The organism is Oleiharenicola sp. Vm1 (assembly GCF_047777955.1).
Taxonomy (GTDB): domain Bacteria; phylum Verrucomicrobiota; class Verrucomicrobiia; order Opitutales; family Opitutaceae; genus Didemnitutus.
On sequence record NZ_CP180537.1, the window covers coordinates 2,392,529 to 2,406,126 of the forward strand.

Genomic DNA, 13,598 nt, shown 5'->3' on the forward strand with positions numbered 1-13,598 from the left:
CGAATCAGAGGAGTTTGCCGGCGCGCTTTTCCGCGGCAGCGACGAGCTGCTCGCTGCGCACGAGGGCGAGCGCGGTCTGGACGTCGTCGTGGAAGAGACGGTCGGCCTGCGCGAACGGGATCACGCGGCGCACGGCGGCGAAGGCCGCCTCGACGCCGCGGCCGGCCGTCAACGGACGGAGGAATTCGAGGCCCTGGGCGGCGCACATGAACTCGATCGCGAGGACGGTCTCGGTGTTCTTCACCACCTCGAGGAGCTTCGTGGCGCTGATCGAGCCCATCGAGACGTGGTCTTCCTGGCCGAGCGAGGACGGGATCGAATCGACGGAGGCGGGATGGGCGAGGACCTTGTTTTCCGACACGAGCGCGGCCGCGGTGTATTGCGGGATCATGAAACCGGAGTTCAGGCCGGTGTCCTTCATGAGCAGCTTCGGGACCTTGAGGTCGCCGATGGTGTCGCCGTGGAGCAGCATGTAGATGCGGCGCTCGGAGATCGACGCGAGCTCGGCGGTGGCGATGGCCAGGTAGTCCATGACGAACGCGAGCGGTTCGCCGTGAAAGTTGCCGCCGCTGACCACGTCGCCGTTCTCGAAGATGAGCGGGTTGTCGGTGGCGGAATTGATCTCGGTTTCGACGACCTGGCGGGCGTGGGCGTAGGCGAGGCGGACGGCGCCGTGGACCTGCGGCACGCAGCGGAGCGAGTAGGGGTCCTGGACTTTGCCGCAGTTCGCGTGCGAGGGCAGGATCTCGGAGCGGGCGAGGAGCGTGCGGACGTTGCGGGCGACGTCGCGCTGGCCGGCATGCGGGCGCGCGTCGTGGATGCGGGCGTCGAAGGGCGAGGCGCTGCCGCGCGCGGCCTCGAGCGTCGTCGCGGCGGCGAGGTCGGCGGTCTTGAGCAGGTTCTCGACGCGCAGCAGGCAATGGACCGCGTAGGCGGACATGAACTGCGTGCCGTTGATCAGGCCGAGGCCCTCCTTGGACTGGAGCCTCAACGGCGCCAGGCCGAGTCGCTTCAGGACGACGCGCGCAGGCTGGCGGCGGCCGCGGAAAGTCATCTCGCCGAGGCCGAGCAGGGGCAGGACGAGGTGGGCCAGGGGCGCGAGGTCGCCCGAGGCGCCGAGCGAGCCCTTGGTGTAGACGACGGGCAGCGCGTCCTCGTTGTAGAAGCGCGCCAGGGTGTCGACGACCTGGGGCGTCACGCCCGACATGCCGACGGCGAGGCCGTTGACTTTCAGCAGGAGCATGAGCCGCACGATCTCGGCGGGCACCTCGTCGCCGACGCCGACGGCGTGGCTGAGGATCAGGTTCTCCTGGAGCTTCTCCAGATCGCTGGCGGGCACGCGCTGGTGGGCGAGGACGCCGAAGCCGGTGTTGATGCCGTAGTGCGGCGTCGGGTCGTCGTGGAGACGGTCGACGATGGCGCGCGAGGCGCGGATGCGGCGACGGGCGGCGGCGGTGAGGGCGATCTTCTCGCGGCGGGCGAGCGCGCGCCGCAGGCGGGCGAGGGTGAGGTCGCGGCCGGAGAGGGGGAGGGTGCCGGGCATAGCGAAGGTCGTGTCATAGAAGGCGTCGCCGCGGCGTTTGAAAACCGAAAAGGCTTACTCCGTTCGGACCATTAGCAACGATACCGGGCGCGTGGCGGTTTCTGCTTTCGGACGCGGCGCGCGGCACAAAGAAAAAGCCCGCCGGGCGGCGGGCTCGAAGACGGGACCGCAGGAGCGGCGGTCAGATCGCCTTGGGCAGCGAGACGTCCTGCCACTCGACGGCGTGCGGGTGATTGCGCTTGTCCTTGGCCATGCCGTGGCGCTTGCGGAGGGACTGGTCGAGCTTGTCGACGAGCAGGTCGATGGATTTGTGGCAGTCCTCCGAGCTGACGGTGGCGTTGATGTCGGGGCCGCGGACCTGGATGTGACCCTTGGCGATGAACTTGTTGTCGTTGAGGTGCTGCCGGTCGCACTCGAGTTCGACTTTCACGCGCACGATGTGGCTCTCGTGTCGAAACAATCGCTCCATTTTCTCTCGAACGTAGAACTTCAGGGACGGGGTCAGATCGAGGTGAATGCCGGTAACGATAACTTCGTGGGAGCCGTGGGAGCTATTCATGGGTATCCTTTTTGGGTTGGGGAAAAGCACGACGGCCGAGTCCCTCTCGGCGGTGTGCGGTATGTCGAAGGTGCCGCCCGAGCGGGCCGGCGATTCTTTCCTTGTGGGAAAGTGCTTCATTCGACACCCACACGCATAGCCCATGCCGGCGCGGAGGCAACCTCGAGGTGTCGGTTATAACACACAATAATTTTGAACGTCCCCGCATGTCCCTCCTTGACGGCCAACCGCTCCCACCGCCCGAGGCGCCGCTGGTAAATCCCGCGGATCTGCCCGGCTGGGTGCGCTTCGAGGACGCTCGGCTGCTGGTGATCGACAAGCCCGGCTGGCTCGTCGTCCACCCGTCCAAGAACGGACCGTGGTCGAGCCTCGCGGGGGCGCTGCGCGAAGGCATGGGGCTGCAAACCATCCGTTTCGTGTATCGGCTCGATCGCGAGACTTCTGGAGTGATTATTCTGGCCAAGGACGAGGCCACCGGCAGCCGGCTGCAAAAGGCCGTCGGCAAGCGCCTCGTCGGCAAAGCCTATGTGGCCCTGCTCGAGGGGGAGCTCGCCGCCTCGGTCGAGGTGAACCAGCCGCTTGGCCCGGATTCGAGCGCCAACGTCACCGTGAAGCAGCGGGTGGTCGAGTCGGGCTCGGCGGGCGCGCAGGAGGCGCGGACGATTTTCCACCCCTCGCCGCACGCGGGGGCTTCACGCTGGCCGGGATCGAGCTGCACACCGGCCGCAAGCACCAGATCCGCGCCCACGCCGAGTGGCTGGGCCGGCGCGTGGTGGGCGACAAGCTCTACGGACCGGATCCGGCGCTCTATCTCGAATTTGCCGAGCAGGGCTGGACCGCGCGGCACAGCGCGCTGTTGCCGCTCACGCGCCAGGCGCTGCATTGCGCGGCCATCGACCTGCGCCCGGCGCGCATGGATTACGTGCTCACGGCGCCGTGGCCGGCGGATCTCGCGCGCTTCGCTGAGCGGCGCCTGAACCTGCCGGCCGCCGAGGCGCAGGCGCTGATCGACGCGTTCGTCGCGCGCACCTTCGCGGCTAACGCGACGGCGTGAGCAGCGCGTCGACCGCGGCTCGCAGCGCGGCGCAGTGCGCGGCGACGCGGGCGGGGAGCGGAAGCATGGTCGGCGACTCGAAGGTGTAGGTGAGGGGCGTGTGCTGGTGGCGCAGGTAGATCGCCTCCGGCCACTGCTCGCGGAGCAGCGGATCGCTCACCGGCCGGATGATGCCGGGCGCCGCGGCCTCGCGGCCGTCGATGACCGCCGCGTGCTCGATCGGACAATGCCGCGCGGCGCCGGCGAGGGCGGCATCCGCCAGCGTCGGACGCTGCTCCGGATTCAGCTCGTAGAGGTAGAAACCCTGCGCCTCGTAGTCCTCGTGCAGGCAGAAGGTCGCGTGAAAGTCCGGCTGGCGTTCGAGCCAGGCGACGTGCGCGCGGATCTCGGCCGAGGCGGGCTGCTTGTAGTCGCGGTTGAGATCGACGCCGGCGAAGTTCTCGCGTTTGCCAAGGGCGAGGCCGGTGGGATTGAGGATCGGGCAGATCCACCACGAGGCACGGGAATCGAAGAAGCCGCGCTCCACCAGCTCCAGCACGGCCCAGGGCGGAGCCGGTTCGTCGCCGTGCATGCCGGACGAGACGTAGAGACGCGGCGCGTCCGGGGCGGCGAGCTTGGTGTAGGCGTTGAGCGCGTAGCCATGGATTTCGCCGAACGGCTCGGCGGTGAAGCCCGCGCGGCGCGCGGCGGCGTCGAATTGCGGAATGAAGGTGGCGGGATCGAACGGCGGCGTGGGCGTCATCGCGCCGAGCAAGGCAGTCAGGATTGCGCCGGAGGCAACTCGAATGGAAGCAGGCTTGGAAATTTGTGTTCCCTTGTGTCCACTGGTCGCTCTCCCTTTTCCCATGTCCCAGGTTCGCGTCCGCTTCGCACCCAGCCCGACCGGCTTCTTCCACATCGGCAGCGCCCGCACGGCGCTGTTCAACTGGCTCTACGCCCGCCACACCGGCGGCACGTTCATCCTGCGCATCGAGGACACCGACCAGGCGCGCAACAGCGAGGAGTTCCTCCGCCTGATCTACGACAGCCTGACCTGGCTGGGCATGGACTGGGACGAGGGTCCGAATCCGAACGGCGTCGGCGAGCGCGGCGCCTACGGCCCGTATCGCCAGAGCCAGCGCGGCGCCCTCTACGAGGAATACAAGCAGAAGCTCCTGGCCAACGGCCGCGCCTACGAGAAGGACGGCGCGATCTGGTTCAAGATGCTCGGCGAGCGCTACCGCGTCTTCGACGACCACCGCAAGAAGGAGGTCGAGAAGGTGAAGAGCGACCCGGTCGTGATCGACGACCAGATCCGCGGCCGCGTCGAGCGCATGGAGGACGAGGATTTCGTGATCTTCCGCTCGGACGGCAACCCCGTGTTCCACTTCGTGAACGTCGTCGACGACATCACGATGAAGGTCACGCACATCATCCGCGGCGAGGATCACCTCTCGAACACCAGCAAGCACGTGCGCCTCTACGAGGGCTTCGGCGTCACGCCGCCGATCTTCGCGCACATCCCGCTCATCCTGAAGTCGCCCGAGATGGGACAGGGCAAGATGTCGAAGCGCGACAAGGGGGCGCTGATCGAGGAATACCAACAGCGCTTTTTCCTGCCCGAGGCGCTGGTGAACTACATCTCGCTGCTCGGCTGGAATCCCGGCGACGATCGCGAGAAGATGTCGGTTGCCGAGATCGTGCGCCTCTTCGACCTGCCGGCGGTGAACAAGAGCGGCGCGAAGTTCGACCACAAGAAGCTCGCGAACCTCAACATGCAGTATCTGCTGGAGCTGCCGGCGGAGAAGTTCCTCGCGCAGGCGAAAGCCTACTTCGCGAAACAGCCGAACGGCGCCGCGGTGCTCGCGCACGAGGCCTACTTCCGCGAGATCATGCTGCTGGCGCAGCCGAAGATTAAGTCCATCGACGAGCTCGCGGCCTACACCGTCTACTTCTTCACCGACGACTTCCCGATCGACGCCAAGGTGAAGGAGAAGCTCATGGCCAAGGGCGACCCGAAGGCGCGCCTCGCCGAGCTGATCGCGGCGCTGCCCGCGATGGATTTCTCGACCGATGCCGCCATCGAGGCCACGCTCAAGGCGCTGGCCGAATCGAAGCAACTCGGCTTCGGCGACTACCAGGGCATCGCCCGCCTCGCGGTCACCGGCACCAACGCCGGCCCGAGCATCACGAGCATCTTCCGCGTGCTCGGGAAGGAGCGGGTGCTGGCGCGGCTGCAGAAGTTCGCCGGCGCGTGAGCCCGGGCGCCATGAGCGAGGTCTTCACTCTGGAATCGGCGGTGTCCTACTGGGACGTCGACCGCGACCAGGTGATGACCCTCGCGGGCGTCTTCAAGCTGCTGCAAGAGGCGGCGATCAAGCACGCCGACGTCTACGGTCTCGGCGCCAAGGCGATGACGGCGCTCGGCGAAAGCTGGGTGCTGAATCGCATCGCGGTCGAGATCGCGCGCTATCCGCGCTACGAGGAGAAAGTGACGGTGCGCACCTGGTCGGCCGGCATCCGCGGCTTCCGCGGCTATCGCGACCTGCGGCTCTACTGCGGCGACGAGTTGGTGCTGCGCGCCTCCACGCTCTGGCTCTACATCAACCTGCGCACGAAGTCGCTCACGCGCGTGCCGGGCGACCTGGCGGAGCGTTTCCCCGTCGGGCAGGCGGAGGTGTTCCGGCCGGACTTGGACAAGCTCCGCTTCGAGCCGCCCGCGGCCGGCGCGGCGGCGACGGAGGTGTCGCTGCGCTACTCGGACTTCGACGGCAACGCGCACCTGAACAACACCGCCTACCTCGACTGCCTGCAGACCGCGCTGAGCCGGCAGGCGCTGCCGGTCCGGCCGCGGGCGGTCGAGATGCAGTTTCTCAAGGAAGTCTCGCCGGGAGTCGCCGCCGTGCAGGTCGCCCTCGAGCGGGCCGGCGAGCGCGGCGTCTTTGCGGTGCGGAGCGGCGCGGAGCTGCACGCGCAAGGCGCGGTGGGATTTTGACCCGATGGCCTCGGCGTCCGAGCGATCCGGCCGTCCGCTCGTGCACCTGCTGTGCGGGCTCCCGGGCTGCGGCAAGACGACGCTGGCGCGCCGCCTCGCGGCCGAGCGCGGCGCGGTGATCCTGGGGCATGACGAGCGGATGGTGGCGCGGCACGGCACCAATCCGCCCGCGGAGAGATTTGCGGAGTTCGCGCGCGCGATCACGAAGGAGTTGTGGCAGGAAGCGGCGCGGGTCGTTGCGACCGGCGGCGAGGTGATCCTGGATTGGGGGTTCTGGACGCGAGCGGAGCGAGATGACGCCCGGCGGCGCGCGGCGGAGATCGGCGCCGCGGCCGTGCTGCACGTCGTGCGCTGCGAGGACGCGGTCGCCCGGGCGCGGACGCTCGCGCGCACCGCGGCCGGTGGGCGCGTGCTGGAGATCAACGGCGCGGCGTGGGACGGCTTTCGAGCGCGCTTCGAGCCGCCGGCTGCTGACGTAGTGGCGGTTTCGTCGCAGAGCGATTGACGCCTCGCAACTCGACGCGCTCACTTCGCGCGCATGTCCACGCCATCCCAGCCGATCTCGCGCTACATGCTGCTCTTCCGCAACGCCGGCCCGGAAGCGCATGCGCACCTGACTCCCGAAGGCCGCGCCTTGCTCGCCCGCCAATGGAACGACTGGTATGACGGCCTCGCCGCGCAGCGGAAAGTTTCGCACGGCCAGCCCCTCGCGCTCGACGGGCGCGTGGTGTCCGGGCCGGAAGGCCGCGTCACGGACGGACCGTTTGCCGAGGCGAAGGAGGTCGTCGGTGGCTACATCATGCTCACGGTCGAGTCGCTCGACGAGGCGACCGCGATCGCGCGGCAATGTCCCGGGCTGCCGCACGGGTTGACCGTGGAAGTGCGGCCGCTCGCGGCGGTGAGCCCCGTGCTGGCCGAGGTGCGCGGACGGCCGCCGCAGGCTTGATCGCGTAACCCGTAACCGTTTCTGCGCCGCGGCGTCTTCGGCACCCATGAAGAAACTCCTCTCGCTCGCAGTGGTCGCGCTCAGCCTCCTCACGGCCTCCGCCTTCGCGGAAACCGTCACGGCGCCCGTCACCTCCACGCCGCAGGTGGCCAAGAACGGCGGCAAGAAGCACCACAAGCACCACAAGCACCGGAAGCATCACAAGAAGCACTGAGCTTCCGGCGGATTCGACGGTTTTCGGGCCCGCGCGTCGCGGGCCTTTTTTATTCGAACTTCTTCCGGAAGTCCTCGAACTCGCGACGCAGGTCGGCGAGTTGGCGTTTGAGGTCGGCGTTGTCGGCCTCGAGCTGCGCGAGGCGTGCGGTGTCGGACGAGAGCGGGGTCACGGGCGCGGCGTGATCCGGCGCGACGCCGGCGGCGGGCGCAACCGGTTCGCCGGAAAGCAGGTGGGCATAGCGCGATTCCTTCGTGCCGGGCGCGCGCGGGAGCAGCGCGACGAGGGCGGGCTGCTCCGGGTTTTCCCGCTGGGCGAGGCGGCCGAGCGTGGCCTGCACGTCGTTGAGATCGGCGAATTCGTGCATACGGCCGCTGCGGCCGCGGAGTTCGCCGACGGTCTGGGGGCCGCGGAGCAGGAGCAGGCAGAGCAGGGAGACTTCCGGGCGCGAGAGCTCGAAGACTTCCCGCGCCTTGTGCGCGAACTTCAGCACGCGGCTGTCGCCGCCGGTGATGACGACGGCGAGGCGCTTGTCGCGGAGCTTGTCCAGCGCGCGGGTGACGTCGGGCTCGCCGAGCGCCATCACCGGCTCGCGGTTGTTGATCTGGTTGCAGGCGTTGACCAGCGCGTTCAGCGACAGCGGATAGTAGTCCGGCGTCGTCAGGTCCTTCTCGATCAGGGCGCCGAGCACGCGGGCTTCGATGGCGTCGAGGGGCGGGAGTGGGTTCATCGACTGCGGTGTGACGACTAGGCGGGGCGCTTGCCCTCAAGCACCCTCGAAGGGCCGTTGGGGGCAACGGCCCCTGCCGAGGCGAGCGCTTACTTGGCCCAGGTGTCCTTGAGCGTGATCGTGCGGTTGAAGACGAGGTGGTCGGGACGCGAATCCTTCGCATCGAGCGTGAAGTAGCCGAGGCGCTCGAACTGGAAGTGCTCCGCCGGCGTGGCGGTGCCGAGGGAGACCTCGAGCTTGGCGGTGACGGTCTCGAGCGACTTCGGGTTCACGACCTTGAGGAAATCCTCCTCGGCCGCCGGCTCCGGCACGGTGAAGAGGCGGTCGTAGAGGCGAACCTCCGCGTCGACGCACTTCACGGCGCTGACCCAGTGGATGGTGCCCTTGACCTTCTTGTCGGCGTTGGGCTGGCCGGCGCGCGTGTCGAGCTGCGCGGTGCAACGGAGCTCGGTGATGGCGCCGGCGGCGTCCTTCACAATCTCGTCGAGCTTGATGATGCAGGCGTATTTCAGGCGCACCTCGCCGCCCGGCTTGAGGCGGAAATATTTCGGCGGCGGGACCTCGGCGAAGTCGTCGGACTCGATGTAGACCTCGCGCGTGAGTGAGATCTTGCGCGTCGTCGGCGTCTCGTCCTGCGGATTGTTGGTGGCGTCGCAGAGGACGACCTCGCCCGCGGGGATGTTGGTGAGGACGACCTTGATCGGCTTGAGGACGGCGAGGCGGCGGTGGGCGGTGCCGTTGAGGTAATTGCGGACGATGTTCTCGAAGACCGCGGCCTCGGTGAGGGAATCGGCCTTGGTGACGCCGACGCTGGTGACGAACTCGCGCAGCGCGGGCGCGGGGATGCCGCGGCGGCGGAGGCCGGAGATCGTGGGCATGCGCGGGTCGTCCCAGCCGGCGACGACCTTCTCGTTCACCAGGGTCAGGAGCTTGCGCTTGGAGACGAGCGTGTAGGCGAGGTTGAGTTTCGCGAACTCGTATTGGTGCGGGAGCGGACGCGGGAGCTCGAGCGACTCGAGGATCCAGTCGTAGAGCGGGCGGTGCACCTCGAACTCGAGCGTGCAGATGGAGTGCGTGATGCCTTCGAGGTAATCGCTGAGGCAGTGCGCGTAGTCGTAGAGCGGGTAGATGCACCAGCCGCTGCCGGCGTGGTGGTGCGCGACGTGGCGGATGCGGTAGAGCAGCGGGTCGCGCAACCAGACGTTGGGCGAGGCCATGTCGATCTTGGCGCGCAGCGTGCGGGCGCCGTCGGGGAATTCGCCGGCGCGCATGCGGGTGAAGAGATCGAGATTCTCGGCGATGCTGCGGTCGCGGTAGGGCGAATTGCGGCCGGGCTTGTCGGGCGCGCCGCGGTATTCGTCGGTCTCCTTCGGCGTCAGGTCGCAGACGTAGGCCTTGCCCCGCTTGATGAGTTCGACCGCGTAGTCGTAGAGCGGCTGGAAGTAGTCGGAGGCGAAGAACGGCTCGACCTTGTCGCCGGAGAGGTGGGATTTGATCTGCGCGGGATCGACGGCGGGCAGATGGAAATCGGTTTTGCCGTTCACGGTCTGCGGCGCGGGCGTGGTGCCCTTGGCCTTGAAGCCGAGGCAGTGGTCCGCCCAGCCGTCGATGAGCCACTTCACGTCGGTCGTGATGGATTCGACGTATTCGACGTCCTCCTTGACGGGATTGGTGTCGTCGAAGCGGAGATTGCACTGGCCGGCGTTTTCGCGGGCGAGGCCGAAGTTCAGGCAGATGGACTTGGCGTGGCCGATGTGGAGGTAGCCGTTGGGCTCGGGCGGGAAGCGCGTCACGATCTTCGCGTAACGCTGCTCGGCGACATGTTGCGCGACGATGTCGCGGATGAAGTCGCTCGGAGCGGGCGTGGGCGTGGCGGGTGACGTGTTCTCGGCGGACATAGGAGTCGCCACGTTGCGGAGGCGGCCGCCGGGATGCAATGGCGCAGTTTGGCGGCGATCCGCCGGTGCGTCGGCGCTAGCCCCGCATCTCCCGCAGCAGGCTCGTGAGGTAGGGGATGAGCTGCTTCTTGCGGGAGACGACGCCGGGGAGGTCGAAGATTTCGTCCTGCTCGACGTGGGCGTAGGAGATCTTGCGGATGAACTCGGGCTCGCCCTTCACGAGGAGGAGGGAGTTCTGCGTGTTGATGTCGGTGACGAGCAGCGCGGCGAAGCTGAGCTTCTCGGCGTCGCGGAGCTCGCCGAGGGCGGCGGAGATATCCTTCGCGTGGGCCCAGAAGTTGTCGAAGCCGAGCTCCTCGACCTGGGAGACGGAGAAGGTGGTGCCCTCCTCGTCGTAGATCTTGAAGTCGGAGCGCACGACCTTGGCGGGCGGGCTGGCGAGGATGACGGAGCCGGAGCTGAAGATGAGTTCGGCGAGGGCCTTGGCCTTGATGTCGGCGTGGGACTCGAGCCAGGCGAGGATGTCGGCGTCCTTGGCCGTGGAGGTCGGGCTCTGGAGCAGGAGGGTGTCGGAGATGAGGCCGGACATCATGAGGCCGGCGAGGTCCGCCGTGGGCTTGAGGCCGTAGCGGCGGAAGAGGTCGGCGACGATGGTGCAGGTGGAGCCGACGGGATCGTTGAGGAAGAAGATCGGCTGCGGCGTGGCCATCGGGGCGAGGCGGTGGTGGTCGATGATCTCGGTGATCGTGACTTCGTCCGCGCCGGGGACGGCCTGGGTGAGCTCGTTGTGGTCGACGAGCACGAGGCGCGTCGGCACGGGCTTGAGCATGTCGGTTTTGGTGAGGATGCCGGCGAGGCGGCCGTTGTCGCCCATGACCATGAAGGCGGGCGCGGCGGAGCCGCCGACCTTGCGGCGGACGTCGGCGAGGCGGCTGTCGGCGTTCACCGTGGCGAAGTTGCGGTCCACGATCGGCGCGAGGCGGCCGGCGGTGCGGATGAGCCAGGCGGTAGTGGCGGAGTCGTAGGGGCTGATGAACAGCGTGGTGCCCCGGGCCTGGGCGGCGTCGGCGATGGCGGGGTGCACGCGCTTGCCGCCGGTGATGACGAGGAGGCGGACGCCGAGTTCGATGGAGCGCTGCTGGATGTCGCTGCGGTCGCCGACCACGATGATGGATTTCTCGGCGGGGATGCCCTCGGCCTGGGAGAGGCGCCAGAAGGAGGCGATGTCCATGGCGCCGATGCGCACGTAGAGCTCCTCGACCTGCTCGGGCGTGGCGCCGAGATGCACGACCTCGGCGCGCAGGGTGCGGGCGATGGAGTGGAGGTCGGTGTTCACGAGCCGCATGCGCTTGGGCTCGGAGATCTGCGGGAGGAAGGCGTGGGCGAGGGCGGGCGTGCCGATGGTGCCGACGAGCTTCTGCGCGACGTCGACGACCGGGACGACGCGGTGGCTGTAGCGGTCGATGAACTCCAGAGCCTCGGCGCAGGTGGCGTTTTCCGCGAGGCTGTGGACGTCCTGGACCATGACGTCCTGGACGCGCGGGTGGACGTCGGCGAGGTAGAGCGGCAGCGGGGTGTGGAAGCGGGCGAGGATGGCGTCGATGCGGGCGTTGGAGTTGCCGCAGCGGGCGGCGACGTAGCCCTTTTCGCCGCGGGCCTCCTTGAAGGCGGCGTAGGCCACGGCCGAGCAGATGGAGTCGGCGTCGGGGTTCTTGTGGCCGACAACGAAGATCGGGGGGCGTCGGACGGGAAGGGCGGGACGGTCGGCACGGGGTGAAGTTGGCGGGAAAGGGAAGGGAGGGCGAGGCTGTCGCGTGGCATGGGGGAGGCCACATGCCGGGCGCAGCGCGCCGGGAAGCGGACGAACGTAGGCGCGGGCGGGCGCAGGAAAAGAAAAAAGCCCGGCCTGTGCGGGCCGGGCTTTTGTTTTTAGCCGAAAGCAATGGCGGGTCTGTGCTGACTAATCGCCTACGAGGCGCGCTCGGCGGGGGTGCCGGCTAGGGTGCCGACTCCGGCCGGGGGCGTCGCGTAGACTCTCGGATTGCCTGCTGCAGTGCTGTTGAAGGGCAGAGCCTGCAGCACGTTGCTGCCCTTCCGGCCGTTGTTCAGCGTGAGCTGATTGGCGGCCTCACTGGTGTTGGGGTAGAACTGGACGTTGCCGCCCAGAAAAGCGATGTGGCCGCCGGTGTCCTTATAGGCGCCGTTCTCGGCGCTCCACTGGCCGGTGGCGAGCAGGCCGCGGGTGAAGGCGACCGGGACCGTCGGGCCGTCGCCCATGCGCAGGCCGCCGACGAGTTCGAAGGAGAGCACGCGGTTGGTGGCGAAGGAGGCGTCGAGCGTGGTGTTGCTGGCGGCGCTGACGATGGCGGTCGGGTAGGTGCCGTTGAACTGCGGGTCGTTCTTGGCGAAGTAGAAGGTCGGGTCCTTCAGGATGCCGCGCTGGGCGAGGATGCCGGCCCAGGCGAACGGGCCCTGGCCGAGACCGGGGTATTGCGCGGCGATCGCCTGCGGCTCGGGCAGGCGGTCGTTGTTGTCGGCGGCGTAGAGCTGCGCGGCCTTCACGATCTCGCGGAGATTGTTGGCGTCGACCGTGCGCTGGGCGGTTTCGCGCACCTTGCCGACGGTGGGGAAAATCAGGGCGGCGAGGATACCGATGATGGCGATGACCGTGAGGAGCTCGATGAGCGTGAAGCCTGCGTTGCGGCGGTCGCCAAGAAGCATAGCAAGAGGACGCGAGTCGAGTCATAGGGAAAAATAACCGCAAGCCCATTCTCGCCTTTGTGACACGAGCGCGCTTGGGTGCGGGAATGATCGTTTATCTCGACGGCAAGTATGTGGACGCGGCGGACGCGAAGGTCTCAGTCTTCGATCACGGCCTTCTCTACGGCGACGGCATTTTCGAAGGCATCCGCCTCTACGAGGGCAACGTCTTCCGGCTCGTCGAGCATCTCGAGCGCCTCGAATACTCGGCCAAGGCCATCCTGCTGGACCTGCCCTTGACGCGCGCGCAGCTGATCGAGGCCACCTGCGAAACCTGCCGCCGGAACAATCTTCGCGACGGCTACATCCGGCTCGTGGTGACGCGCGGCGTGGGCGATCTGGGGCTGGCGCCGTGGCTGTGCGCGAAGCCGAGCCTGTTCATCATCGCGAGCACGATCCAGCTCTACCCGAAGGAGTATTACGACAACGGCCTGGCGATCGTGACCGTGCCCACGCGCCGCATCAACGCCGCGGCGCTGCCGCCGACGATCAAGTCGCTGAACTACCTCAACAACATCCTGGGCAAGATCGAAGCGCGGCAGGCCGGCGCGCTCGAGGCGATCATGCTCAACGACCAAGGCTATGTCGCCGAATGCACGGCCGACAACGTCTTCATCGTCCACAAGGGCACGATCTACACGCCGTCGGCGGCGCAGGGGGCGCTCAAGGGCATCACGCGCGACACGATCTTCGACATCGCCCGCACGCTCGGCCTGCCGATCGCCGAGCAGAACCTGACGCGCTATGATGTCTGGTGCGCGGACGAGTGCTTCCTCACCGGCTCGGGCGCCGAGGTGATTCCCGTCGTGAAGCTCGACGGTCGCGTCATCGGCCAGGGCAAGCCCGGCCCGGTCACGCACCGGCTCCTCGCGGAGTTCCGCCAGCGCGTCACCCGCGAAGGGGTGCGCCTCTGAGCGCCG

At 68.0% G+C, this 13,598-nt stretch carries 14 protein-coding genes and 1 pseudogene; 8 read left to right on the plus strand and 7 right to left on the minus strand.

All coding sequences use genetic code 11. The annotated features are described in order from the left end of the window. Positions 1-4: 4 nt before the first annotated feature. Positions 5-1,543 (minus strand): histidine ammonia-lyase, encoded by a 1,539-nt coding sequence (hutH, locus tag ACMYLB_RS11765; RefSeq protein ID WP_415907196.1) that lies wholly within the window; start codon positions 1,541-1,543, stop codon positions 5-7. Between the two features lie 181 nt (positions 1,544-1,724). Next, a complete protein-coding gene (gene hpf, locus ACMYLB_RS11770) occupies positions 1,725-2,102 on the minus strand; it encodes a ribosome hibernation-promoting factor, HPF/YfiA family (protein ID WP_415907197.1) in 378 nt (125 codons plus the stop codon). Positions 2,103-2,308: 206 nt separating this feature from the next. Between hpf and ACMYLB_RS11775 the strand changes: the two are divergent. Beyond that, positions 2,309-2,728, plus strand: a pseudogene (locus ACMYLB_RS11775) (pseudouridine synthase); the annotation flags it as partial. Between the two features lie 146 nt (positions 2,729-2,874). Then, a complete protein-coding gene (locus ACMYLB_RS11780; protein WP_415911146.1) occupies positions 2,875-3,156 on the plus strand; it encodes a hypothetical protein in 282 nt (93 codons plus the stop codon). On the opposite strand, the gene ACMYLB_RS11785 is transcribed toward ACMYLB_RS11780, so the two are convergent. Further along, a complete protein-coding gene (locus tag ACMYLB_RS11785; RefSeq protein ID WP_415907198.1) occupies positions 3,140-3,898 on the minus strand; it encodes a M14 family metallocarboxypeptidase in 759 nt (252 codons plus the stop codon). The two genes, ACMYLB_RS11780 and ACMYLB_RS11785, sit on opposite strands and share 17 nt — an antisense overlap. Before the next feature lie 103 nt (positions 3,899-4,001). Here ACMYLB_RS11785 and ACMYLB_RS11790 point away from each other — a divergent pair, with 103 nt between their 5' ends. From ACMYLB_RS11790 to ACMYLB_RS11810, 5 genes are read left to right on the plus strand one after another with little or no spacing between them, the layout of a single operon-like run. Beyond that, a complete protein-coding gene (locus tag ACMYLB_RS11790) occupies positions 4,002-5,393 on the plus strand; it encodes a glutamate--tRNA ligase (RefSeq protein ID WP_415907199.1) in 1,392 nt (463 codons plus the stop codon). After that, complete coding sequence (locus tag ACMYLB_RS11795) at positions 5,390-6,130, plus strand: acyl-[acyl-carrier-protein] thioesterase (RefSeq protein WP_415907200.1); 741 nt, start codon at positions 5,390-5,392, stop codon at positions 6,128-6,130. The genes ACMYLB_RS11790 and ACMYLB_RS11795 overlap by 4 nt, the downstream gene beginning before the upstream one ends. A gap of 4 nt (positions 6,131-6,134) precedes the next feature. Continuing rightward, positions 6,135-6,635, plus strand: coding sequence for an AAA family ATPase (locus ACMYLB_RS11800; RefSeq protein ID WP_415907201.1), 501 nt, complete (start codon positions 6,135-6,137; stop codon positions 6,633-6,635). 33 nt (positions 6,636-6,668) lie between these two features. After that, a complete protein-coding gene (locus ACMYLB_RS11805) occupies positions 6,669-7,076 on the plus strand; it encodes a YciI family protein (protein WP_415907202.1) in 408 nt (135 codons plus the stop codon). 46 nt (positions 7,077-7,122) lie between these two features. After that, entirely contained in the window at positions 7,123-7,290 is a 168-nt protein-coding gene (locus tag ACMYLB_RS11810) for a hypothetical protein (RefSeq protein ID WP_415907203.1), read from the plus strand. 49 nt (positions 7,291-7,339) lie between these two features. Here the strand turns inward: ACMYLB_RS11810 and ACMYLB_RS11815 are convergent, their stop codons facing one another. From ACMYLB_RS11815 to ACMYLB_RS11830, 4 genes are all read right to left on the minus strand, one after another. Further along, positions 7,340-8,020, minus strand: coding sequence for a YceH family protein (locus ACMYLB_RS11815; RefSeq protein ID WP_415907204.1), 681 nt, complete (start codon positions 8,018-8,020; stop codon positions 7,340-7,342). An 89-nt stretch (positions 8,021-8,109) separates the two neighbouring features. Beyond that, positions 8,110-9,918: a glutamine--tRNA ligase gene (gene glnS, locus ACMYLB_RS11820; RefSeq protein ID WP_415907205.1), complete on the minus strand. Its 1,809-nt coding sequence runs from the start codon at positions 9,916-9,918 to the stop codon at positions 8,110-8,112. Positions 9,919-9,994: 76 nt separating this feature from the next. Beyond that, the gene (locus ACMYLB_RS11825; RefSeq protein WP_415907206.1) at positions 9,995-11,599 is read right to left on the minus strand and encodes a putative manganese-dependent inorganic diphosphatase; all 1,605 of its coding nucleotides are present in this window, start codon (positions 11,597-11,599) and stop codon (positions 9,995-9,997) included. 287 nt (positions 11,600-11,886) lie between these two features. Further along, on the minus strand, positions 11,887-12,639 hold the full coding sequence (locus tag ACMYLB_RS11830; RefSeq protein WP_415907207.1) for a type II secretion system protein: 753 nt from the start codon (positions 12,637-12,639) through the stop codon (positions 11,887-11,889). 86 nt (positions 12,640-12,725) lie between these two features. On the opposite strand from ACMYLB_RS11830, the gene ilvE reads away from it, so the two are divergent. After that, on the plus strand, positions 12,726-13,592 hold the full coding sequence (gene ilvE, locus ACMYLB_RS11835; RefSeq protein WP_415907208.1) for a branched-chain-amino-acid transaminase: 867 nt from the start codon (positions 12,726-12,728) through the stop codon (positions 13,590-13,592). Positions 13,593-13,598: the final 6 nt, after the last annotated feature.